This is a genomic window from Leifsonia sp. T36S-04, assembly GCF_042465655.1.
GTDB lineage: Bacteria > Actinomycetota > Actinomycetes > Actinomycetales > Microbacteriaceae > Leifsonia.
Genome location: NZ_CP146286.1, coordinates 2,656,047 through 2,676,530, shown reverse-complemented (window position 1 = coordinate 2,676,530; position 20,484 = coordinate 2,656,047). Strand labels below are relative to the sequence as shown.

Genomic DNA, 20,484 nt, shown 5'->3' with positions numbered 1-20,484 from the left:
GGCCCGTGTGTGATCCATCGGCCGTACTCCCGCTCAGCTGCGAAGCGCGGCGGCGAACGGGAGCACGGCCGAAGCTCCCGCGCCGAGCAGTTCCTGTCCTGCGACGGTAACGGTCCACCGACTGTCGACGAGGTCGTCGACGAGCAGCACGGGCGCGCCCGCCGGCACGTCGAGCCCGTCGGCCGAGAAGTGGTCCCAGACCGACGCGAGCCGGAAGGCGCTGTTGCCGCCGGGACCGCCGGAGGGCGGTCCACCGCGCCAGGCGAGCGTCCCGGCGAACGGCAGCCGTCCGATCCCCGCCAGTCCGCGCGCCAGCGACTCCACGAAGAGCGGCCTGCGCCTCGACGGCATCGCGGCGACCGCGGCAGGGCGTGCGGCCCAGTCCCAGTCGGCGAGAACTCGGACGCATGCGTCGAGCACGGCTGGAGGGACCGGCTCATCCGGCGCTCCGTCGGCGAGCAGTTCACGGAGGCGTCCACCCCAGCCGAGGTCGGTGAGACGTGCAAGCGCCCGGCCGGGTTGCAGCTGCTGTTCGGGACGCAGCTTGCCCTTCACCGCGACGCCGAGCCGATCAGCGCCGGTAGGCCAGAGCTTGCGCGGCTCGATCTCGACGCCGACGCGGTCGAGCAACGATCCGACTTCGCCGGCGGCCTGCGCATCGATGTCCGCCGGGTACCAGACACCCGCGCAGTTGTCGCAGCGCCCGCAGGGCCCGGCCGCCGGGTCGTCGAGGGCTCGCTGCAGGAACTCCATACGGCAGCCGGTCGTCGCCTCGTACTCGAGCATCGAGAGCTGTTCCGCCTCGCGCGCCGCGGCGATGCGGGCGTAGCGCTCTTCGTCGTAGGTCCACGGGGTGCCGGTGGCCACCCAGCCACCGCTGACGCGCCGCACTGCGCCGTCGACATCGAGCACCTTGAGCAGCAGTTCGAGTGTCGAGGCCCGGAGGTCGACCCGGCTCTCCAGAACCCGCGTGGACTGCGGCTGGTCGCCGAGCCCATCCAGTAGGGCCGAGGCCTTCTCGTGGGAGGGCATCGACGCCGTCGCGAAGTACTGCCAGATGGCCCGGTCCTCCGGACCGGGGAGCAGCAGCACGTCGGCGTTCTCCGTGGCGCGGCCCGCTCGACCGACCTGCTGGTAGTACGCGACGGGTGATGAGGGGGCGCCCAGGTGCACCACGAAGCCCAGGTCTGGCTTGTCGAATCCCATGCCCAGCGCGCTGGTCGCGACGAGCACCTTCACCTCGTTGCGCTTCAACCGCCCTTCGAGGTCTTCGCGCTCAGCCGTATCGGTCTGCCCGGTGTACGCGTGCGCCTCGTGACCGGCGCGGCGGAGCACCCGCGCGGTGTCCTCCGCCGCCGAGACGGTGAGGGTGTACACGATCCCGCTGCCGGGGAGGTCGTCCAGGTGTCCCGCGAGCCAGGCCAGCCGGGTGGTCGCATCGGGGAGGGGGAGCACGCCGAGTCGCAACGACCGCCGGGCCAGGGGGCCGCGGATGGTGAGCACCTCGCCCTCGCGGCCGGAGCCGAGCTGCTCCACGACGTCGGCGACCACCCGCTCGTTCGCCGTGGCCGTCGTGGCCAGTACAGGCACGCCGTCAGGAAGGAGAGCAATCAGGTCGCGCAAGCGCCGGTAGTCCGGCCGGAAGTCATGGCCCCAGTCGGAGATGCAGTGCGCCTCGTCGACCACCAGGAGGCCACTGCGCTCGACCAGCGCGGGAAGCTGCGTGTCGCGGAACTCGGGGTTGTTGAGCCGCTCCGGCGAGACCAGCAGCACGTCGACCGAATCGTCGCGCAGTCGCGCGGCAACGTCTTCCCACTCGTGCCGGTTGGAGGAGTTGATGGTGACCGCCCGGACTCCCGCGCGCTCGGCGGCTCCCACCTGGTCCCGCATCAGGGCGAGCAGCGGCGAGACCAGGATGGTGGGTCCCGCACCCCGTGCCCGGAGCAGCATGGTCGCCACGAAGTACACGGCAGACTTGCCCCACCCCGTGCGCTGCACCACCAGCGCTCGCCGATGATCGTCGACGAGCGCGCTGATCGCCTCGAACTGCCCGTCGTGGAACTCGGCGTCTTCTCGCCCGACGAGGGCGCGGAGGCGGAGCAGGGCATCGGTAGCTGTGGTCATAGAGCCATCGTGTCAGGCACGCCCGACGTCCCGTCGTTCACGGCACGAATCCGTGGACAACGCCGCCGTTGCCGGCGCTGTGGACAGGTTCTCAGGCGCCGGTGCGCAGCCGCCGCCGCTGCGACGCCCGGATGCCGCCCAGCAGGGCGGACACCACGATGATCAGCCCTAGGAGCGCCGCCGCGAGGGCCCAGGCGGACCCGGGGTTGAGCGAGGTGAGCCATCTCCCCACCTGATCCGCCCGCTCGGACGACGACACCACGAAGAGTGTCGCCGCGGCGAAGGCGATGAGGAGAACGCCCCAGACCACGCCTCCCCAGCGGATGGGCGCCGAAGCGGCGCTCCCCGCGGACGGGACCTGGACGGAGGATGGTGTGCTGGAGAAGCTCTGCTGCTCGGTCATGTCGTCCATTCCTTCTGTCTCAGTGCTGGAGGAGGACCGGGAGGCCCTCGGTCGTGATGTGGAATCCTGCGACGCCGTCGGACGCCAGGAACAGTGCGGCCCCGGTCAGCACCGCCAGCACGATCCCGAGGAAGATCAGGAACCCGCTGCGGCGCCGCGCCAGCCCGGCGATCAGCACGACCACGCCGACCACGAGAGTGGCGGCGGCGAAGCCCGCGGCGGTCGTGAAGCGCGCGACCTCCGCCAGCTGCGGCCAGACGATGGCGACGAGCGACCCGGCCACGAGGGCCAGTCCGACGGTCAGCCAGCCGATCGCGGCGCCGACCCGTGGATTGGCGGCGCGGTAGGCCTCGCGGCGAGCGGCGGCCTCGGCGGTTGCGACCGCGACCTGCGTGCGCAGCTCGGCGGAACGCTGGGCCTTGACCGCCCGCATGTCGGCCGCGAGGCGCTGCTTCCAGGCCGCGTGGTCGGCCCGCCACTGCGCCTGACGCTGCTGCCAGTCCGCGACCTCGTCGGTGGAGGCGCCCGGCAGCGGGGAGGGCGGCGGAGCCGGTTCCGTGGCGATGTCGAGCTGCACCGGATCGGGGTTCGGGATGGTCGGCAGAGGCGTCGTGCCGGCGCTCGCCGTCTCGTCTGTCGCCGCCTCCCCTGCGGACGATGGCCCTGCGGCCGATGGCGAAGCGGTCGCCGGCGACGCAGGCTCCGTCGTCGCCGCGCCCGCCGGCGCCGCCCCCATCGCCCACGCATTCTGCGCTCCCCGCGCGCCCGAAGCCCCTGCCGCCCGCGCATCCGAGTTCCGGACCGCGACGACGATGAGCGCCACGACCGCACCGATCACCAGGAGCGTCCACACCACCCGGCCGATCACGTCGCCCCAGCCCGGGACGTCCCAGAATGCGCCGTGTGCCCACCACAGCCCGGTGGTCCACGGCAGCAGCGACAGGAGCAGCATGACTCCGATGGCCACGATCGGAGGCTCGAACTCGCCCTCGAACAGGTTCTGGAGGTGGATGCGCCCCTCGCGATCCGGCAGCAGTGCCCACGCCGCCGCGTAGAGGAGCACGACGGGGGCGCCGAGGATTCCGGCGACGACGACGATGCCGCGGACGATCAACGGGTCGATGCCGAGCCGGTAGGCGATCCCGGCGCAGACTCCACCGAGCCAGCCGTCGGCGCGCACCACGCCGAGCCCGCGCATCCAGTCGAAGAACCGGGTCCCTCGGCCGGAGAAGCCGGTGCGCGAGCCGCCGTAGGGGTTGCCGGGCGTCCCCACCGGCCGGGTCGAATCGTTCTGTGACATGGTCCTCATCCTGGCGTCGTCCGCGCTTCCCCCGGTATCGGGTGAACCCCTGAGCGCACCCTGATTCCGGACTCCCGCGGGTGCGTGCCGGTTCGGGGTCTGATTGGATGCTGGCATGTCCTCCACCGCGCCCGCCGGGCCGCAGACCCGCGCCCAGCGCCCGCCGCTCGCGCGTCCGCGGACCTGCGTCGTCGGCGGCGTCTCGGTCGCGCTGGCGGACCACCTGGGATGGCCTGTCGCGGCGGTGCGCTGGGCGTTCGTGGGCGCCACCCTGCTGGGCGGCGGCGGGGTCCTTCTCTACCTCTGGCTCTGGGCGCTGACGCCGCTGCGCTCGCCGACGGCCTACGATCCGGCGGACGGGGTCAGTCGCCGCGTGAACGTGCCGTGGGTGCTCGCCGGAGTGGGAGCAGTGTGCGGCATCGCCGCGATCGTGCTCGCCGCCGGTGGCGCCCTGGGTCACGGCTTCGGCGCCCTCGTCGCGGCGGCGGCGCTTCTCGTCGTCGCGGTCGCCTGGGAGCAGGTGACGGACGAGGAACCGGCCGCTTTCGCCCCGCTGACCCCGACCGCCTTCCGGATCGCATGCGGCGCTTTCCTGGTGGTGGTCGCACTCGCGCTCGCGCTGACCCAGGATGCGGGTGGTCCGGGCATTCTGTGGCTCGGCATCCTGATCGCCACGCTCGCGGGGGCGGCCGTGCTGGTGGCCCCCTGGGCGCTGCGGCTGTGGCGCGAGCTGATCACCGAGCGCACCGCACGTATCAAGGAGGAGCAGCGCGCGGAGATGGCCGCGCACCTGCATGACTCGGTGCTCCAGACGCTCGCGCTCATCCAGAACCGGGCGGGAGCGTCCAGCGAGGTCGGGAGGATCGCGCGGGCCCAGGAGCGGGAGCTGCGCGACTGGCTCTACGCCGACTCCGCAGCGGGCGCGCGGGATGCCGAACGCGACCTCGCGGGCGAGCTGCGCGAGGTCGCGGCGGCCCTGGAGGTGGATCATGCCGTGCACTTCGAGGTGGTGTCGGTGGGCGAGCCGGTGCTGAGCGCGCCGTCGGAGCTCGGCGCCGCCGCACGCGAGGCCATGTTGAACGCCGCGCGGCACGCGGGCGGAGAGGTCTCGGTGTACATCGAGCGCACCGCGGACCATGCCGACGTGTTCGTCCGGGATCGGGGGGCCGGTTTCGACGTGAGCGCGCTTCCCGAGGGCCGGCTCGGAGTGCGGGAGTCGATCATCGGACGCATGCGGCGCGCCGGAGGCCAGGCCACAGTGGATGCGCGGGGCGCCGGTACCGAGGTACACCTGAGCATCCCCCTGAACACCGACACGACCAGCGAGACGACATGAGCGAGACGACAGACAGCGACACAGCGAAAACCCGGCCCGTCACCATCGTGGTGGTCGACGACCACTCCATCTTCCGGTCGGGTCTGCGCGCCGACCTCGACCAGCGCCTGCAGGTCGTGGGCGAGGCGGCCGATGTGGATGCGGCGGTCGCCGTCATCCTCGAGACGCGCCCCGAGGTCGTCCTGCTCGACGTGCACTTGCCGGGGGGTGCGGGCGGCGGGGGAGCGGAGGTGATCCGACGGGTCTCCGGCGAGGCGGCGGCAACGCGGTTCCTGGCGCTGAGCGTCTCGGACGCCGCCGACGATGTCGTCGGGGTCATCCGTGCGGGAGCGCGCGGATATTTGACGAAGGGCAGCTCGGGAGGTCAGGTGAGCGATGCGGTGCTGGCCGTGGCCGGCGGAGACGCCGTCTTCTCGCCGCGGCTCGCCGGTTTCGTCCTCGACGCCTTCGGGGCCGCTTCGGGCGAGCAGGCGGAGTCGACGGACGAGCTGGACCGCCTGTCGGCCCGCGAGCGGGAGGTGATGCGGTTGATCGCCCGAGGGTACGCCTACAAGGAGGTGGCGGCCGAGCTGTTCATCTCGATCAAGACGGTCGAGACGCACGTCTCGGCGGTGCTTCGCAAACTGCAGCTGTCGTCGCGGCACGAACTGACCGCGTGGGCGCTGGAGCGCAAGCTCCTCTAGGGGACCGCTTTGCGGGCGGTGGGCGGCGTCCCGTACACTTGACGCGGTGGTTGAATCTGCCAAGCTTTTCTGCGCCCTTTTCGGGGTAGGCGATGGCAGCGCTGCTGCTTTCGGCCGGGCATCCGCAGCACGTTCGGATGTTCGATCGGCTAGCCTGGATACCGGACGCGGAGAGTGCGACGATTCGCTTTCCTAGGGCGGTAGCTCAATTGGCAGAGCAGCGGTCTCCAAAACCGCAGGTTGCAGGTTCGATTCCTGTCCGCCCTGCAAGTCGGCATTCCGATGCCGATCCACGAAAGGTGTAACGAGGTGGCCCGAAAGGTAATCGACGAGCCGAGCGAGGAAATCGTCGCCAACGCGAAGAAGGATCGCGCCGAGCGGCGCAACCCCTTCGCGCGGATCGCCCTGTTCATCCGGCAGGTCATCGGCGAGCTCAAGAAGGTCGTCACCCCGACCCGCAAGGAGCTCTTCAGCTACACCGGTGTCGTGCTCGTTTTCGTGATCATCATGATGGCTCTCGTGTCACTCCTTGACTGGGTGTTCGGTACGGGTGTCGTCTGGGTCTTCGGAAACCCGAAGTAGACGACGTCGAACGGGCCGCGCTGGACTTCCCGGCAACCTTCGGCCCTCCCGACAAGAAATGGAATGAATTCAGTGTCTGAGACGAATCGCGACGACGTGGACTGGGCTCCGGCTGCGGAGCAGTCCTCCGAAGACGACGAAGCGCAGACCGGCAACGTCCTCGCGAGCGAGGACGAGGCGTCCGACTCCGCCGAGCACGAAGCGCTGCACGTGGTCGCCGACGACGGTTCCGAGATCGATCTCGACGCTGTGCTGGACGCGATGGCCGAGGCCGTCGACCCCGAGGCCGACCGTGCTGTCGACGAGGCCCTCGAAGTCACCGACGAGGACGAGGCCGAGGCCGCCCAGCTCGCCGTCGAGGACGAGGACGAGGAGGCCGTCGCCGACCCGTACGAGGCGTTCCGCACGGAACTGCGCTCCAAGCTCGGCAAGTGGTACGTCATCCACTCCTACGCGGGCTTCGAGCGCCGGGTGAAGTCCAACATCGAGAACCGCATGGTCTCGATGAACATGGAGGACTACATCTACGAGGTGCAGGTCCCCATGGAGGACGTGGTCGAGATCAAGAACGGCCAGCGCAAGATGGTCAACCGCGTGCGCATCCCCGGCTACGTGCTGGTCCGCATGGACCTGAACGAGGACAGCTGGTCGGTCGTCCGTCACACTCCCGGCGTCACCGGCTTCGTGGGCAACGCCCACAACCCGACGCCGCTGCGCTTCGAAGAGGCCTTCTCGATGCTGAAGAGCCTCGTGCAGGTCGAGGCGGCACCGGCCAAGGGTGCTGCCAAGGGCCACAAGAGCACCGCACGCGTCATCCCCGCCGAGGTCGACTTCGAGATCGGCGAGACGATCACCATCAAGGAGGGCTCGTTCGCGGGCCTGCCCGGCTCCATCAGCGAGATCAAGCCCGAGAGCGGCAAGCTCACGGTTCTGGTTTCCCTGTTCGAGCGCGAGACGCCGGTCGAGCTCAGCTTCGACCAGGTCACCAAGCTCTAGGGAACATTCAGAGCCTCCCCACTGTTTTTCAATTCACCGGGTCTCGGAAGGGCCGAGAAACCGGGAGAGCGCCGAGGGCTGCGGCCTGAGTCGCTCGAATACACAAAGAAGGAAGAGACATGGCACCGAAGAAGAAGGTCACCGGTCTGATCAAGCTTCAGATCAAGGCCGGCGCCGCCAACCCGGCCCCGCCCATCGGCCCGGCCCTGGGTCAGCACGGCGTGAACATCATGGAGTTCTGCAAGGCGTACAACGCGGCGACCGAGTCGCAGCGCGGCAACGTCATCCCGGTGGAGATCACCGTCTACGAGGACCGTTCGTTCACGTTCGTCCTGAAGACCCCGCCGGCGGCAGAGCTCATCAAGAAGGCGGCAGGCGTCGCCAAGGGCTCCGGCGTGCCGCACACCACCAAGGTCGGCAAGCTGACCCAGGAGCAGGTGCGCGAGATCGCCGAGCAGAAGATGGTCGACCTCAACGCGAACGACATCGACGCTGCGTCGAAGATCATCGCAGGCACCGCCCGTTCGATGGGCATCACCGTCGAGGCCTGAGGCCCCGACAACACCAGACATTTCGTGGAAGAGCTGGCCAGGCTCGCACCACATTCTCGTTAGGAGAAATCACATGGCACAGAAGTCAAAGGCCTACCGGGCCGCGGCCGAGAAGATCGAGGCCGGAAAGTTCTACACCCCCGAGGAGGCTGTCGCCCTCGCTCGCGAGACCGGCTCCGCCAAGTTCAACTCGACCGTCGAGGTCGCGCTGAAGCTGGGTGTCGACCCCCGCAAGGCGGACCAGATGGTCCGCGGTACCGTCATTCTTCCTCACGGTACGGGCAAGACCGCCCGCGTCATCGTGTTCGCGACCGGCCCCGCGGCTGACGCGGCCATCGCTGCCGGTGCGGACGAGGTCGGCGGCGCCGAACTGATCGAGAAGGTCGCCGGTGGGTACACCGACTTCGACTCGGCCGTCTCCACCCCGGAGCTCATGGGCCAGGTCGGCCGTCTCGGCAAGGTGCTGGGCCCGCGCGGCCTCATGCCGAACCCGAAGACCGGCACGGTCACCCCGGATGTGGCCAAGGCCGTCTCCGACATCAAGGGCGGAAAGATCGAGTTCCGCGTCGACAAGCACGCCAACGTGCACTTCGTGGTGGGCAAGGCCGGCTTCACCGCCGAGCAGCTCAACGACAACATCACCACCGCCCTCGAAGAGGTCATGCGCCTCAAGCCGTCCGCTTCGAAGGGCCGATACATCCAGAAGGGCGCCGTTTCGACCACATTCGGCCCGGGCATCCCGCTGGACGTCAACGCCATCTGAGTTCGTTCCACGAACATCCCGACGGGGTCGGGGCCGGTTTCCGGTCCCGGCCCCGTCGGCGTTTCCCGGGCCGAACGGGGATTTTTGCGCACTGAGCATAATTCATCCAGGGCAAAGGATTCGGCAGACCTGTCTACCCCCTCTTGTGGCGGTAGAACGCCGAGGTTTAGGGTCGCTTCTGTCGCGCGTCGCGCGGCGGCTCGAAGTTGAGCCGGTCCGAATCGAAGGATGACATTCATGGCACTTCGTACCACTCGAACCCTCCACAAGAGGGCTCTCGGGATCATCGCCACCACCTCCGCGGTGGTGGCTTTGTCGCTGGCGGGAGCATCCGCTGCGAACGCTGACGACCGGGTGACCTACGCCGGCTCCGTTCCCGCTTGGGCCACCGCCGCCAATGACGCAGGCGCGGCCCCCGCCGACACCACGGTGCAGGGTGAGATCTACCTGCCTCTCCGCGACCAGAAGGGCGCCGAAGCCCTTGCCAAGGCCGTCTCGAATCCGCTCGACCGGGGCTACCGCCAGGCGCTTTCGCCGCAGCAGTGGATCAACCGGTTCTCGCCGACGAAGGCCGACTTCAACGCCGTCGTCAGCTTCATCAAGGCGGCCGGCCTCACCATCCAGGGCGTCCCGGACAGCCGGCAGTACGTCGTCTTCCGCGGAACCCCCGAGCAGCTCGGGTCGGTCTTCGGGACGTCGCTGCACACGTTCAAGCACGGTGACAAGGCACTGATCGCGCCGTCGTCGGCGCCGTCCGTCCCTGCCTCCATCGCGGCGAAGGTATCCGCGATCAGCGTGGAGCAGTCGCGCACCATGACGCGGCCCGACTCCATCAAGCAGGGCGACCTCGGCGCTTCGGGCGACCCACAGGTGTCCCGCAAGATGGCAGCGGCAGCTCCCGCGATCAACGCTCCGTGCTCGCACTACATCGGCGAGAACACGGTCACTGTCCCGCCCGCGTACAACGGCCAGACCTCGTACAGCACCAACATCTGCGGGTACACGCCGAAGCAGCTGCGCAGCGCATACGGTCTGACCGACCTGGGCAACAAAGGCATCAACGGCACCGGCCAGACGGTCGCGATCATCGACGCCTACGCCAGCCCTAGCATCCTGAAGGACGTCAACACTTACTCGCAGCAGAACGGCGAGCCGGGGCTGACCAACTCCACGTACCAGCAGCTGGTTCCGAGCCCGAGCGCCTTCACGGACAAGGACCTGTGCCAGCAGCCGAGTGGATGGCAGGGTGAGCAGACGCTCGACGTCGAGTCGGTCCACGGGATCGCCCCGGGGGCTCGCATCCTCTACGTCGGTGGGACGGACTGCTCCGGCGGTCTGGACATCGCGATGTCGAAGATCCTCGACAACAAGCTCGCCACCATCGTCAGCAACAGCTACGGCAATGTCGGCGAGGACGTTCCCGCCGACGTGATCCAGGGCGAGGTCAACCTGCAGCTCCAGGCGGCGGGTGAGGGCATCGGCCTGTACTTCTCCAGCGGCGACAACGGCGACGAGGTGGCCAACCTCGGCTACGCATCGCCCGACTTCCCGGCCTCCTCACCGTGGGTGACCTCGGTGGGCGGCACGAGCACCGCGATCGACAAGAACGGCAAGATCGCGTGGGAGACCGGCTGGGGCGACCAGTTCGACCAGATCGTCAAGAACGCGGACGGCACGCTGAGCTACGTCCAGCCGCTTCCGGGCACCCGGTTCGTCGGCGGAGCAGGTGGAGGGGTCAGCGCGGTCTTCGCGCAGCCCGACTACCAGCGCGGCATCGTCCCGGCGGCGCTCGCCCAGGGCAAGCGCGTCTCGCCTGACGTCGCTGCTCTCGCCGACCCGTACACCGGCTTCCAGATCGGGATCCGGCCCATCGTCGACGACGGGACGCTGGCGACCGGCGACTACATCAACGAGACCTACGGCGGAACGTCGCTGGCCTCGCCGATCGTCGCCGCTCAGATCGCGATCGTCCAGCAGGCGACGCACGCCACCATCGGGTTCGCCAACCCGACGCTGTACGGCGTGAAGCGCATCCTGCCGAACGCGTTCCGCGACGTCCAGCCGCAGAACCCGTCGCAGGCGCTGGTCTACACGAGCAAGATCAGCGGTAACACCTACCTGGTCACGATGGACCAGGACACCTCGCTGAAGACGGCGAAGGGCTACGACGACGTCACCGGACTCGGCGGCGTCTCCTTCGACGTGCTCGGCTGGGTCGCTCAGGGCCGGCACTAGTCGCGCCGCATCCCGGACCGGCCGTCTCCCGCGGGGAGGCGGCCGGTCCGCTGTCTAGGCTGTAGCTGTGACCGTCTCCATCCGCCGGGCCGTCCCCGGTGACGAGGCCGCCTTGGCCGCCGTCGCCGCCGTGACGTTCCCGCTCGCCTGTCCGCCGCATACGACCGAAGCTGCCAAGGAGGCGTTCATCGCCTCGGTGCTCTCGGAGGAGCGATTCGCGGGATACCTGGCCGACGACTCCCGGCGCCTGCTGGTCGCGGAGGACGCGGCCGGTACCGCGATCGGCTACACGATGGTCAATCTGGGCGAGCCCGAGGATGAGGATGTGCGCGGCGCGATCCGCATCCGGCCCAGCGCCGAACTGAGCAAGTGCTACGTGCTCCCAGGGCACCAGGGCGCCGGCGTAGCGGGCCGGCTGATGGCCGAGAGCCTGCGCATCGCCGGCGAGGCCGGAGCCCACGGGATGTGGCTGGGCGTCAACGAGGAGAACGCGCGCGCCCAGCGCTTCTACGGCAAGCACGGCTTCGAGCGGGTCGGCGCCAAGCGCTTCCTGGTCGGCGACCGGTACGAGGACGACTGGGTGATGGAGCGGCCGCTCGGCTGAACCGCACTACGGTTCGATGATCGCGAAGCCCGGGTCGCCGGGCTGAAGCACGCCGAGCACGCGCTGAAGTTCAGCGGCGTCGCCCTCGAGGCGCAGCCCTGCGGCGACGGCCTTCTCGACCTGGCCCGAGGCGAGGGGGCCGAGCGCCGAATCAGGGACGGTGACGGTCAGTGTCACCTCGCCCTTGCCGTCCCTGATCGCACTGAACACCCCGTTCCGGAGGGTGCTGCGGTACGTCTCTCCACGGTCGGGGAAGACCCACCGTGCGGCCAGGTCGAGGTCCCACGCGCGAGGGCCGTCGATCTGGACCGCGACCGCGTCGAAGAACAGCGACGGCGTCAGCGCGCTCAGGAGCTCCTGCGCATCCACTTCGACCGGGGTGCCGAAGTTGCCCTCCCGCAGCTCGAGAGCACCCGACAGGTAGGCGTCGCGCCACGTGCCGTTCTCGCTGCCGAAGCCGAGCCGTTCGAGGGCGTCGGCCAGGTCGCGGCGCGCGGCGGTGTTCCCGGGCTCGGCGAACACCACGTGGTCGAGCAGCTGGGCGGCCCACCGGACGTCGCCGGCGTGCACCGCCTCGGCTGCCCGGGCGATGACCTCGTCCGCGCCGCCCATCGCCTCGACGTACCGGGTCGCGGCCTCCACCGGAGTGTGCTGCCAGAGGTGCGAAGGATTGCCGTCGTACCAGCCCATGTAGCGCTGGTAGATCGCCTTGACGTTGTGCGACACCGAGCCGTAGTAGCCGCGGGTCGACCACTCCGCGTCCAGCGCGGGCGGGAGCTGGATCAACTCGGCGATCTCGCTGCCCACGTAGCCCTGATTGAGGAGGCGGACCGTCTGGTCGTGCAGGTAGGCGTAGAGGTCGCGCTGGATGCTGAGGAAGTGGACCGCATTATCGGCGCCCCAGGTCGGCCAGTGGTGCGAGGCGAACACGACCTGCGCCTCGCCGCCCCACAGCTCGACCGCCTCGCTCAGGTACCCAGCCCACGCGTGCGGGTCGCGCACCAGTGCTCCGCGGATGGTCAGGATGTTGTGCAGCGTGTGCGTCGCGTTCTCTGCCATGCAGAGCGCCGCCAGGTCGGGGAAGAAGAAGTGCATCTCCGACGGGGCCTCCGACCCCGGCGCGAGCTGGAACACCATCCTGACGCCGTCGACGGTCAGTTCCTCACCCGTTTCGGAAATGTGCTCGGTCGGCGCGATCAGGGTGACGGTGCCGGTGGAGGTCGTCTGGCCGAGTCCTGCGCCGACGCCTCCCCGCGGTCCACGGGGGAGCGCTGCACCGTACATGTAGCCCGCACGCCGGCCATGGCGGTGCCGGCGTACACGTTCTCGGCGATGGCATGTTCGAGGAAGCCGGCGGGCGCGATGACCGGCACTCCCGCATCCACCTCCTCCTGGGTGATGACGCCCTTCACCCCGCCGAAGTGATCGACGTGTGAATGCGTGTAGATCACACCGGTGACCTTCCGGTCGCCGCGGTGCTCCCGATAGAGGGCGAGAGCCGCGGCGGCCGTCTCGGTCGAGATCAGCGGATCGATGACGATCGTCCCGGTGTCGCCTTCGACGAAGGTGATGTTGGAGAGGTCGAACCCGCGCACCTGATAGATGCCCGGGACGACCTCGAACAGTCCCTGCATCGACACCAGTTGCGACTGGCGCCAGAGGCTCGGATGCACGGTCTCCGGGGCGTCGCCGTCGAGGAACGAGGTGTAGGAGTCGTTGTCCCACACGACCTCGCCGGCCGCGTTCCGGATCACCCCGGGGGTCAGCGCGGCGATGAAGCCGCGTCGCGCGTCGTCGAAGTCTCGTGTGTCATCGAACGGGAGGTCTGAAGCCATGGCACATTGTGCATCCATCGCCACCGCGCTCGGCAAGACAGTGGTCAGCCCTCGGCGACTTTGAGCGCGATCTTCCCCCGGGTGTGGCCGCTCTCGATCGCTGCGTGCGCGTCGGCGATCCGGTCGAGCGGGAAGATCTGGTCGACGTGCACGCGCACGTTGCCCGCTTCGAGGAGACGGGCGATGACGGCGAGCGTGTTGCCGTCGGGCGCCACCTTGTAGCCGGTGCCCCGGACTCCGGCCGCAGCGACGTCGTCCGCGAAGGTCGGCCAGCTGCCGGTCGGCGCATTGACGATGAGGCCACCCGGGCGCAGGACCGAGAGGGAACGGGTGCCCGTGTCGTCGTGCACGTTGCCGATCAGGTCGATGACGACGTCCGCGCCGTGCACCACATCCTCGAAGCGGGTGGTGGTGTAGTCGATGACCTCGGCGGCCCCGAGGGAGCGCAGCCACGATGCCTTGGCTCCGGAGGCCGTCGCGATGACGTGGGCGCCGAAGTAGGAGGCGAACTGCACAGCGAAGTGCCCGACGCCTCCACTGCCGGCATGGATGAGCATCCGCTGGCCCTCGTGAGCCTTGGCGACGTCCACAACCATGCCCCAGGCGGTGAGCGCCGCCAGGGGAGCGGCGGCGGCCTCGATGTGCGAGAGCGTCGCGGGCTTGCGGACCACGCTGAGCGCGGGCGCGGACACGTACTCGGCGTAGCTGCCGCCGGAGCGCGGAACCGGCAGCATCCCGAACACCTCGTCACCCGGTTTCAGGGGATGCGCGCTGTACGGCGACTCCACCACGACACCGCTGAAGTCATGACCGAGTACCGCGGGGAACGAGTGGATGGCGCTGAAGACGCCTCGGCCGGCCCGCGTCTTCGCGTCGATCGGGTTCACGCTCGCGGCGACGACCTTGACCAGGAACTCGGCGTTCACCGTGTCCGGGCGGGGGACTTCGCCGATGCGCAGTGCCTCCGGTCCGCCCGGGGCGTCCAGAAGCGCGGCCCGCATCGTCTTCGACATCCGTCATCCCCTCGTCGGTGGCCGTCGCGGTGGCGCTGGCCGTTCTCGGTCGGTTTTGCCAGTCAATCCTGCTCGTGGGTCGTCGGTGTTACGGACGGGTCACGGCATGTGAACAATCTGTTTCCGATACCCCCAGGTCGTTCTCAGCGCTGAGCCGGATAGGATGCTGCGACCCGGATCGACCTCAGCCCGAGGGGCCGGAACCCTGACGGCACGATCCGAGGAGCGACAGGTGCGACGACTGCTGCGGATCGCGCGCGATCCCTTCGCCGTTCCGCTGTTCGCCCGCGGCTGGCAACGCGCAGTGCCCATCCTGCTCGCGATCGGTACGATCTGCGTGGTCGGCGGGCTCGCCGTCATCTGGGCGGCGCGGCTGACGGTGCCCTACGCCGTCTACGTGAGTGAGCTGGGTGCGGCCGGCGCCCCGACCGCCCGGCCCTTCGCGGTCGCGCTGGTGCTGATCGCGGTCGGGGGCCTCTCGATCGCTGTCGCGAGCGGCCACATCCGCTCATCGGCCCGGCTGCTGGACCGGTGGGCGCCCGCTCTGACGCTCGGCTTCGCCTCGGCCTGTTTCGTGCTGGCGTCGCAGGTGACGTGCTCCCCGTACTGCCCGGTTCCGCTGGCGGATCCCCGGTCGACCCCGCAGGACCTCATCCACACGGTCTCCGCGGTGCTCGGCTTCGCGGCCGCGTGCTTCGCGATGCTGCAGGTCGGCTTCAGCCGGAGTCTGCCGCGCGTCTCGCGGCTGTCGCGGGTGAGTTGCGCGGCCGTCGCGGTGATCACGATCGTGGGCGGTCTGCTCGCGATCGTCCGCGTCGGGGCCGACGTCGGCGCGTGGCTGGAGCTGGTCGGGACGACCGTCGCGGTCGGCTGGATCGCCGTCTACGCGGTCGCGCTGACGCGGATCCCGGTCGGCATCGCCGCCGTCGGAGGTACGTCGGCCGAGCCAGCGCCGGTCGAGCCCGCTGCGGCCGTGGTCGCGCCGGAGGCCGCCGCGGCCACCGAGGTCGCCTGACGCAGCATCTCGATCAGGTCGGCCGCGAGGGTGACCAGCTTGGTGATCTCCGCCTCGTCGCGGTCGACCCAGCGGCACTCCGGCTCGTCGCGCATCGGGACGAAGCCGTCGTGCTGCTCCCAGACGAAGAGCGTCCGCTCCGCGCCCAGCACGTACTGCTGCCACCAGATCTGACGGAGGTACTGGCGCGGGATGCTGCGGAACGGCTTGTTCGTCGTCTTGATCTCGGCGAGCTCGATCCGGCCTCCGGTGCGGAGGATGAGCCCGTCGGGCGTCGCCAGGTGACGGCGGTCGCGCTCGGCGTGGAAGAGGAGGTCGGACGGCTCGATCCCGTGGGTGGCGGCCACCCACGCCGCGATCTCCGGCTCGCGCGAGCGGCCGTGCTGGGTGAAGACGTTGCCGCCGAATCCCGAACCGTGGAGTTTGTCGTAGGCCGCGGCGCGCACGGAGCGCGGCGTCGAGAGCTTCGCGACATCCGTCGCCGTGATGCCGCGGCTGCGGGCACGCAGCCAGCCGACCCGGTCGGAGGAGCTCGCCACGACGCGGGCCAGATGCCCGGACTGTCCCGGTACGGCGGGAACGACCGGGACCGGCGCAGGACGCGCCGGGCTCAGATCCGCGAGCACGCCCGGCCGGTACAGGTCGGCGGTACGGTACGGAGCGGAGTCGAGCACCTCTCCATTGTGCCGCGTCCAGCCGACGCTCGCCGTCACTCCACGCGCGTCGCCCCGAGTTGCCTGCGTGCCTCGTCGATCGTCGCGAGCGTGTCGACCGCCTCGGCGAGGGGATGCAGCGGCGACTCCGTTCGGCCCTCGCCGATGTAGCGGGCGAGAGCGGCGGCTTCATACGACATGCCGTCGCGGTGCGGGCGGCCGTACGGGTCGCGCCAGTGGGCCGCGAGCGTCCCGTCGGCCCGGAACACGCGCACTCCGCTCGGACCCCAGAACGGGCTGTCGGTCTCGATGCGTCCCTCGCTGCCGCAGATGGTCGCCAGCGACGGTGTGCCCGCCCGCAGGGTCGTGCTCAGCAGCGCCTGCGCGCCGCTCGCGGAGGACAGCACGAGGGCGGCCTGCTCGTCCACGCCGCTCGGGGCCAGGGTTCCGGTCGCGACGATCCCGGCCGGGGCGCCCAGCGCGAACGAGGCCCAGGAGACCGTGTAGACGCCCAGGTCGAGCAGCGCGCCTCCGGCCAGCGACGGGTTCCAGAGCCGGCTCGCCGGATCGTAGGGCACACGGCCGCCGAAGTCGGCGGTCACGACGCGGAGCTCGCCCAGCGCATCCTGCTCCAGCAGCTGCCGGATGATGTCGGTCTGTGGCAGGTACCGTGTCCACATCGCCTCCATGGCGAACACGCCCGCCTCGCGCGCCGCGGCCAGGATGCGGCGCGCCTGCTCGGCGGTCACCGCCATCGGCTTCTCGATCAGCACGTGCTTGCCCGCGCCGATCGCGAGCAACGCGTGCTCCAGGTGCTCGCTGTGCGGAGTCGCGATGTAGACGACATCCACCTCCGGGTCCGAGACCAGCGCCTCGTAGCTGCCGTGCGACCGCTCCACACCGTGCTCCGCCGCAAAGGCGGCCGCGCGTTCGGCCGACCTCGACCCGGCCGCGACGACGCGCTGGCCGGTGTGACGATGCAGGGCGTCCGTGAAGTCGGCGGCGATACCGCCCGGGCCGAGCACGCCCCAGCGGAGCGCCGGTGCGTCCGCAGGGTCGGGGTAGCGCGGCGCGGGCAGGGCTGCGAGTGCGTCGGTCATGGTGTCAGCTCCTCGGGATCGAGTGGATCGAGTGGATCGAGTGGATCGAGCGGGCAGGCGGATCGGCGTGGATCAGACCGGCTGCGGGTTCGACACCTCAGGCGCCTGGCGTGCACCCTCGACGGGAGCCGCCCAGCGGACGCCGTTGGCGAGCACGCGGCGCACCTGCGGGTGGAAGTACACCGGGTACTCCTGATCGCCCGGGCTGAAGTAGAAGATCTTGCCCCTGCCCCGCGTGAACGTCACGCCGGAGCGGAACACCTCCCCGCCGGTGAACGAACTGATGAACACCAGGTCGTCCGGCGTGGGGATGTCGAAGAACTCCCCGTACATCTCCTGCGCGTCGATCACGATCGGCTGTTCCACGCCCGCGGCGATGGGATGCGTCGGGTTCACGTTCCAGACGAGCTCACGCTCGCCGCCTTCCGGGTTGCGCCAGCGCAGCGAGCAGGTCGTCCCGAGCATCCGGATGAAGATCTTCGAGAAGTGGCCCGAGTGCAGGACGATGAGCCCCATCCCGGCGAGGACGTGGCGGCGCACCCGCTCCACCACGTCGTCCGAGACGCGGTCGTGGGCGATATGGCCCCACCAGAGCAGCACGTCGGTCTCGTCGAGCGCCTGCTCACTGAGGCCGTGTTCGGGATCGTCGAGAGTCGCGGTGCGGATCGCGGCCTCGTCGCCGAGCAGCTCACTGAGGCCTTCGGCGATCGCCCCGTGGATGCCGTGCGGATAGATCGCGGCAATCTCGGGCTGGGTCGCCTCGTGGACGCCCTCATTCCAGACGGTGACGCGCAGTGTCATGGTCACGCTCCTTTCGTGGCGGGGAAGAGGCGGACCTCGGCGCCGATGCGGGCCGACTCGTACGCGGCGTCGATGACACGCGCGCGGTCGAGGGCCAGAGCCCCGTCCCAGTTCGACCAGTTCGCGGGGTCGCCGACGTGCTCGAGGAAGGTCTCGACGACGGCGAGGTGACCGCGTCCGGGGTCGGCGGTGACGCTGATGTCCTCGCTCTGCTCGCCTTCTCCCGTGAAGATGGTGAGTTCGCCCGAGGGCGCGTAGTCGACCACGCGGAGGTCGGCACCGCCCTCGGTGCCGTACAGGGTGATCCCGAACTCGTCGCCCGCGGGTCGGTAGGCCGCCCAGCTCGTCTCGATGACGATCGAACCGCCGCCTTCGAGCCGCAGCAGGAGGCTGGCGAGGTCTTCGACTTCGTAGTCGGAGCCGACGTTCTGCTTCGAGGCGGCGGCACCTCCGCGACCGCGGATGCCGAGCTCGGCGTGGGTCACGGCCGAGACCGCCTCGACCTTCGGCTCGCCGAAGAGGTGCAGGGCGTAGTCGAGCACGTGCACGCCGATGTCGATGAGCGGTCCGCCACCGGCCATCTCGCGGTTGGTGAACCAGCTGCCGAGCGCGGGAATGCCCGCCCGGCGCAGCCAGGTGGCGCGCGCGTGGTAGGGACGGCCGATCTGGCCCGCGTCGATCGCCGCCTTCAGCGCCTCGATGTCGCCGCGCCTGCGGTGATTGAATGCGACCTCCAGCACGCGTCCGGAGCGGTGCGCGGCATCCACCATCGTCTGGGCTTCGTCCGCAGTGCGCGCGATCGGCTTCTCGCTGAGGACGTGGATGCCGGCGTCCAGCGCGCCCACGGCGATGGGTGCGTGCAGGAAGGTCGGCACCGCGACGCTGACGACGTCGAGGTCGCCGTCGGCGACGAGGTCCTTCCAGTCGCGGTAGAGCCGCTCGAGGCCGTACTGCTCGCCGAGTTCGGCGCGCGGGCCGTCCTCCATCCCGGCGATGGCGACGAGTTCGACGCCGGGCAGCGCGTCGTAGGCGGCCATGTGCTGCTGGCCGGCCCAGCCGAGGCCGACGACGCCGGCGCGGAGAGGTTCATTGCGGGTGCTCACGACATTCCTTTCGGGGGTTCGAATCGATTCGAGGATAAGGGGATAAGTCCGGAGGCGACGGTACGCCAGTCAGCGAAAAAGGGATCGGGCGGAGGCCGGTTCGGCGTCCAGGGCGCGGTTGATGACCATGATGGCCGCACCGATGGCGCCACCGGTCTCGCCGGACCGCGACTGCGTGATGGTCAGGTGCTGTGTCGCCAGCGGCGTGGAGCGCTGGTACACGACCTCGCGCATTCCGGCGAGGAGCTGCTCGCCGACGCGGGAGAGGCTGCCGCCGACGACGATCATCGACGGGTTGAGCAGGTTGACGCAGGTAGCCACCACCGCGCCGAGGTCGCGGCCCGCCTGGCGGATGGCCTCGTGCACGACCGCATTGCCGGTGCGCGCCAGCGCCACGACGTCCTCGCTCGATTCGGCGGGGATTCCTGCGGCGGTCAGCGCCCGGGCGATCGCGGGTCCACTCGCGAGGGCTTCGAGGTCGGCATCCTGTGCGCCATGGCTCGGGGTGTCCGTCCCGAACGGAACACGGACATGACCGAGGTCGCCCGCGGTGCCGAGCGCACCGCGCTGCAGCCGGCCTCCGCTGATGATCCCGGCACCGACTCCGGTCGCGATCTTGACGAACAGCAGATCGGTCTCGTCGGGCCACATCAGCGCCTGCTCGCCGAGGGCGAGCAGATTCACGTCGTTGTCGACGAGGACCGGCACATCGAAGACGCGGCGGATGTACGCGGGGATGTCGAAGCGATCCCAGCCGGGCATGATCGGGGGGTTCACGGGGCGGCCGGTGGAATGCTCCACCGGCCCGGGCACGCCGACGCCGACGCCGACGAGGTCCTCCTCCGGGCGGCCTGATCCGGCATAGAGGTCCCGGGCGACCTGGAGCGCCCAGTCGAGCACTGACTCCGGGCCGTCGGCGATGGAGAGCCGGCGCGACTCGCTCGCGGTGATGGATCCGGCGAGGTCGGTCAGCGCGACCACGCCGTGCGTGGCGCCGAGGTCGATCGCCAGGACGACCCGCGACCCGGGGTTGAACCGCACCCGAGCCGGTGGCCGGCCTCCGGACGACACATCGTCGCCGGCGGGGGCGACGAGGCCCGCGGCGGTGAGCGTGTCGATGCGCGCGGCGATGGTCGAGCGTGCCATGCCCGTCAGCTCCGCCAGCTGCGCGCGCGTGCGGGGGATGCCGTCGCGCAGGATCGCCAGCAGCTCCGCGGCGTCTGCGGCGACGAGCACCGAGTCTCGCGCGCTGTCGGTCATAAGGGCATTGAACCACAATGTTCGCGGACGCCTCAAAGATCGTCGATGCGCAGTCGACTTTTGTTTGACATCCGGCAGAAGCCCGGCTTGAATGGATGACGCACCGATCGGTGCGTCATCCACTGAC

Annotated in this window: 19 protein-coding genes, 1 tRNA gene and 1 pseudogene; 10 read left to right on the top strand and 11 right to left on the bottom strand. The window is 69.9% G+C overall.

The genetic code is table 11. From position 1 onward, the window contains the following. Positions 1 to 33: 33 nt before the first annotated feature. The 3 genes from P3F85_RS12990 to P3F85_RS12980 form a co-directional block, all read right to left on the bottom strand. Entirely contained in the window at positions 34 to 2,124 is a 2,091-nt protein-coding gene (locus tag P3F85_RS12990; protein ID WP_374008084.1) for an ATP-dependent DNA helicase RecQ, read from the bottom strand. A 91-nt stretch (positions 2,125 to 2,215) separates the two neighbouring features. Next, positions 2,216 to 2,527: a hypothetical protein gene (locus tag P3F85_RS12985; protein WP_374008082.1), complete on the bottom strand. Its 312-nt coding sequence runs from the start codon at positions 2,525 to 2,527 to the stop codon at positions 2,216 to 2,218. Between the two features lie 19 nt (positions 2,528 to 2,546). Then, entirely contained in the window at positions 2,547 to 3,827 is a 1,281-nt protein-coding gene (locus P3F85_RS12980) for a PspC domain-containing protein (RefSeq protein WP_374008080.1), read from the bottom strand. Positions 3,828 to 3,942: 115 nt separating this feature from the next. On the opposite strand from P3F85_RS12980, the gene P3F85_RS12975 reads away from it, so the two are divergent. The 9 genes from P3F85_RS12975 (at position 3,943) to P3F85_RS12935 (ending at position 11,577) form a co-directional block, all read left to right on the top strand. Beyond that, complete coding sequence (locus P3F85_RS12975) at positions 3,943 to 5,163, top strand: PspC domain-containing protein (RefSeq protein ID WP_374008078.1); 1,221 nt, start codon at positions 3,943 to 3,945, stop codon at positions 5,161 to 5,163. Next, positions 5,160 to 5,846, top strand: coding sequence for a LuxR C-terminal-related transcriptional regulator (locus tag P3F85_RS12970; protein WP_374008076.1), 687 nt, complete (start codon positions 5,160 to 5,162; stop codon positions 5,844 to 5,846). Before P3F85_RS12975 ends, P3F85_RS12970 begins: the two co-directional genes overlap by 4 nt. A gap of 194 nt (positions 5,847 to 6,040) precedes the next feature. Then, positions 6,041 to 6,113, top strand: a tRNA-Trp gene (locus P3F85_RS12965). A 42-nt stretch (positions 6,114 to 6,155) separates the two neighbouring features. Beyond that, complete coding sequence (gene secE / locus P3F85_RS12960) at positions 6,156 to 6,428, top strand: preprotein translocase subunit SecE (RefSeq protein WP_374008074.1); 273 nt, start codon at positions 6,156 to 6,158, stop codon at positions 6,426 to 6,428. A 72-nt stretch (positions 6,429 to 6,500) separates the two neighbouring features. Continuing rightward, the gene (gene nusG / locus P3F85_RS12955; RefSeq protein WP_374008072.1) at positions 6,501 to 7,424 is read left to right on the top strand and encodes a transcription termination/antitermination protein NusG; all 924 of its coding nucleotides are present in this window, start codon (positions 6,501 to 6,503) and stop codon (positions 7,422 to 7,424) included. 119 nt (positions 7,425 to 7,543) lie between these two features. Further along, entirely contained in the window at positions 7,544 to 7,975 is a 432-nt protein-coding gene (gene rplK / locus P3F85_RS12950) for a 50S ribosomal protein L11 (RefSeq protein WP_374008070.1), read from the top strand. Positions 7,976 to 8,048: 73 nt separating this feature from the next. Then, a complete protein-coding gene (rplA, locus tag P3F85_RS12945; protein ID WP_374008068.1) occupies positions 8,049 to 8,738 on the top strand; it encodes a 50S ribosomal protein L1 in 690 nt (229 codons plus the stop codon). A gap of 237 nt (positions 8,739 to 8,975) precedes the next feature. After that, the gene (locus P3F85_RS12940; RefSeq protein ID WP_374008066.1) at positions 8,976 to 10,973 is read left to right on the top strand and encodes a protease pro-enzyme activation domain-containing protein; all 1,998 of its coding nucleotides are present in this window, start codon (positions 8,976 to 8,978) and stop codon (positions 10,971 to 10,973) included. Positions 10,974 to 11,040: 67 nt separating this feature from the next. Then, complete coding sequence (locus tag P3F85_RS12935) at positions 11,041 to 11,577, top strand: GNAT family N-acetyltransferase (protein WP_374008064.1); 537 nt, start codon at positions 11,041 to 11,043, stop codon at positions 11,575 to 11,577. Positions 11,578 to 11,583: 6 nt separating this feature from the next. On the opposite strand, the gene P3F85_RS12930 is transcribed toward P3F85_RS12935, so the two are convergent. Genes P3F85_RS12930 through P3F85_RS12920 form a run of 3 tightly spaced genes read right to left on the bottom strand, consistent with a single transcriptional unit; the run spans position 11,584 to position 14,425 of the window. Then, positions 11,584 to 12,861: an alkyl/aryl-sulfatase gene (locus P3F85_RS12930; RefSeq protein ID WP_374008062.1), complete on the bottom strand. Its 1,278-nt coding sequence runs from the start codon at positions 12,859 to 12,861 to the stop codon at positions 11,584 to 11,586. Continuing rightward, positions 12,774 to 13,412 carry an MBL fold metallo-hydrolase gene (locus tag P3F85_RS12925; protein ID WP_374008060.1) on the bottom strand — a complete coding sequence of 213 codons (639 nt, stop codon included), beginning with the start codon at positions 13,410 to 13,412 and terminating at the stop codon, positions 12,774 to 12,776. The genes P3F85_RS12930 and P3F85_RS12925 overlap by 88 nt, the downstream gene beginning before the upstream one ends. Before the next feature lie 44 nt (positions 13,413 to 13,456). Beyond that, complete coding sequence (locus P3F85_RS12920) at positions 13,457 to 14,425, bottom strand: NADP-dependent oxidoreductase (RefSeq protein WP_374008058.1); 969 nt, start codon at positions 14,423 to 14,425, stop codon at positions 13,457 to 13,459. A 163-nt stretch (positions 14,426 to 14,588) separates the two neighbouring features. Here P3F85_RS12920 and P3F85_RS12915 point away from each other — a divergent pair. After that, positions 14,589 to 15,257 (top strand): annotated as a pseudogene (locus P3F85_RS12915) (DUF998 domain-containing protein); the annotation flags it as partial. Between the two features lie 50 nt (positions 15,258 to 15,307). Here P3F85_RS12915 and P3F85_RS12910 read toward each other — a convergent pair. From P3F85_RS12910 to P3F85_RS12890, 5 genes are all read right to left on the bottom strand, one after another. Further along, positions 15,308 to 16,153 carry a YqaJ viral recombinase family protein gene (locus P3F85_RS12910; RefSeq protein WP_374008056.1) on the bottom strand — a complete coding sequence of 282 codons (846 nt, stop codon included), beginning with the start codon at positions 16,151 to 16,153 and terminating at the stop codon, positions 15,308 to 15,310. Further along, positions 16,150 to 17,193, bottom strand: a complete 1,044-nt coding sequence (locus P3F85_RS12905; protein ID WP_374008054.1) for a Gfo/Idh/MocA family protein — start codon at positions 17,191 to 17,193, stop codon at positions 16,150 to 16,152. The genes P3F85_RS12910 and P3F85_RS12905 overlap by 4 nt, the downstream gene beginning before the upstream one ends. A 72-nt stretch (positions 17,194 to 17,265) precedes the next feature. Continuing rightward, a complete protein-coding gene (locus P3F85_RS12900) occupies positions 17,266 to 17,994 on the bottom strand; it encodes a ThuA domain-containing protein (protein ID WP_374008052.1) in 729 nt (242 codons plus the stop codon). A gap of 2 nt (positions 17,995 to 17,996) precedes the next feature. After that, a complete protein-coding gene (locus P3F85_RS12895; RefSeq protein WP_374010935.1) occupies positions 17,997 to 19,031 on the bottom strand; it encodes a Gfo/Idh/MocA family protein in 1,035 nt (344 codons plus the stop codon). Positions 19,032 to 19,166: 135 nt separating this feature from the next. Beyond that, positions 19,167 to 20,357: an ROK family protein gene (locus tag P3F85_RS12890; protein ID WP_374008050.1), complete on the bottom strand. Its 1,191-nt coding sequence runs from the start codon at positions 20,355 to 20,357 to the stop codon at positions 19,167 to 19,169. Positions 20,358 to 20,484 lie beyond the last annotated feature (127 nt).

Bases quoted from the DNA above. Each gene is read 5' to 3' on its own strand.
- P3F85_RS12990 (WP_374008084.1), bottom strand. From the start codon at position 2,124: ATGACCACAGCTACCGATGCCCTGCTCCGCCTCCGCGCCCTCGTCGGG.
- P3F85_RS12985 (WP_374008082.1), bottom strand. From the start codon at position 2,527: ATGACCGAGCAGCAGAGCTTCTCCAGCACACCATCCTCCGTCCAGGTC.
- P3F85_RS12980 (WP_374008080.1), bottom strand. From the start codon at position 3,827: ATGTCACAGAACGATTCGACCCGGCCGGTGGGGACGCCCGGCAACCCC.
- P3F85_RS12975 (WP_374008078.1), top strand. From the start codon at position 3,943: ATGTCCTCCACCGCGCCCGCCGGGCCGCAGACCCGCGCCCAGCGCCCG.
- P3F85_RS12970 (WP_374008076.1), top strand. From the start codon at position 5,160: ATGAGCGAGACGACAGACAGCGACACAGCGAAAACCCGGCCCGTCACC.
- rplK (WP_374008070.1), top strand. From the start codon at position 7,544: ATGGCACCGAAGAAGAAGGTCACCGGTCTGATCAAGCTTCAGATCAAG.
- rplA (WP_374008068.1), top strand. From the start codon at position 8,049: ATGGCACAGAAGTCAAAGGCCTACCGGGCCGCGGCCGAGAAGATCGAG.
- P3F85_RS12940 (WP_374008066.1), top strand. From the start codon at position 8,976: ATGGCACTTCGTACCACTCGAACCCTCCACAAGAGGGCTCTCGGGATC.
- P3F85_RS12930 (WP_374008062.1), bottom strand. From the start codon at position 12,861: ATGTACGGTGCAGCGCTCCCCCGTGGACCGCGGGGAGGCGTCGGCGCA.
- P3F85_RS12925 (WP_374008060.1), bottom strand. From the start codon at position 13,412: ATGGCTTCAGACCTCCCGTTCGATGACACACGAGACTTCGACGACGCG.
- P3F85_RS12920 (WP_374008058.1), bottom strand. From the start codon at position 14,425: ATGTCGAAGACGATGCGGGCCGCGCTTCTGGACGCCCCGGGCGGACCG.
- P3F85_RS12905 (WP_374008054.1), bottom strand. From the start codon at position 17,193: ATGACCGACGCACTCGCAGCCCTGCCCGCGCCGCGCTACCCCGACCCT.
- P3F85_RS12900 (WP_374008052.1), bottom strand. From the start codon at position 17,994: ATGACACTGCGCGTCACCGTCTGGAATGAGGGCGTCCACGAGGCGACC.
- P3F85_RS12895 (WP_374010935.1), bottom strand. From the start codon at position 19,031: ATGGCCGCCTACGACGCGCTGCCCGGCGTCGAACTCGTCGCCATCGCC.
- P3F85_RS12890 (WP_374008050.1), bottom strand. From the start codon at position 20,357: ATGACCGACAGCGCGCGAGACTCGGTGCTCGTCGCCGCAGACGCCGCG.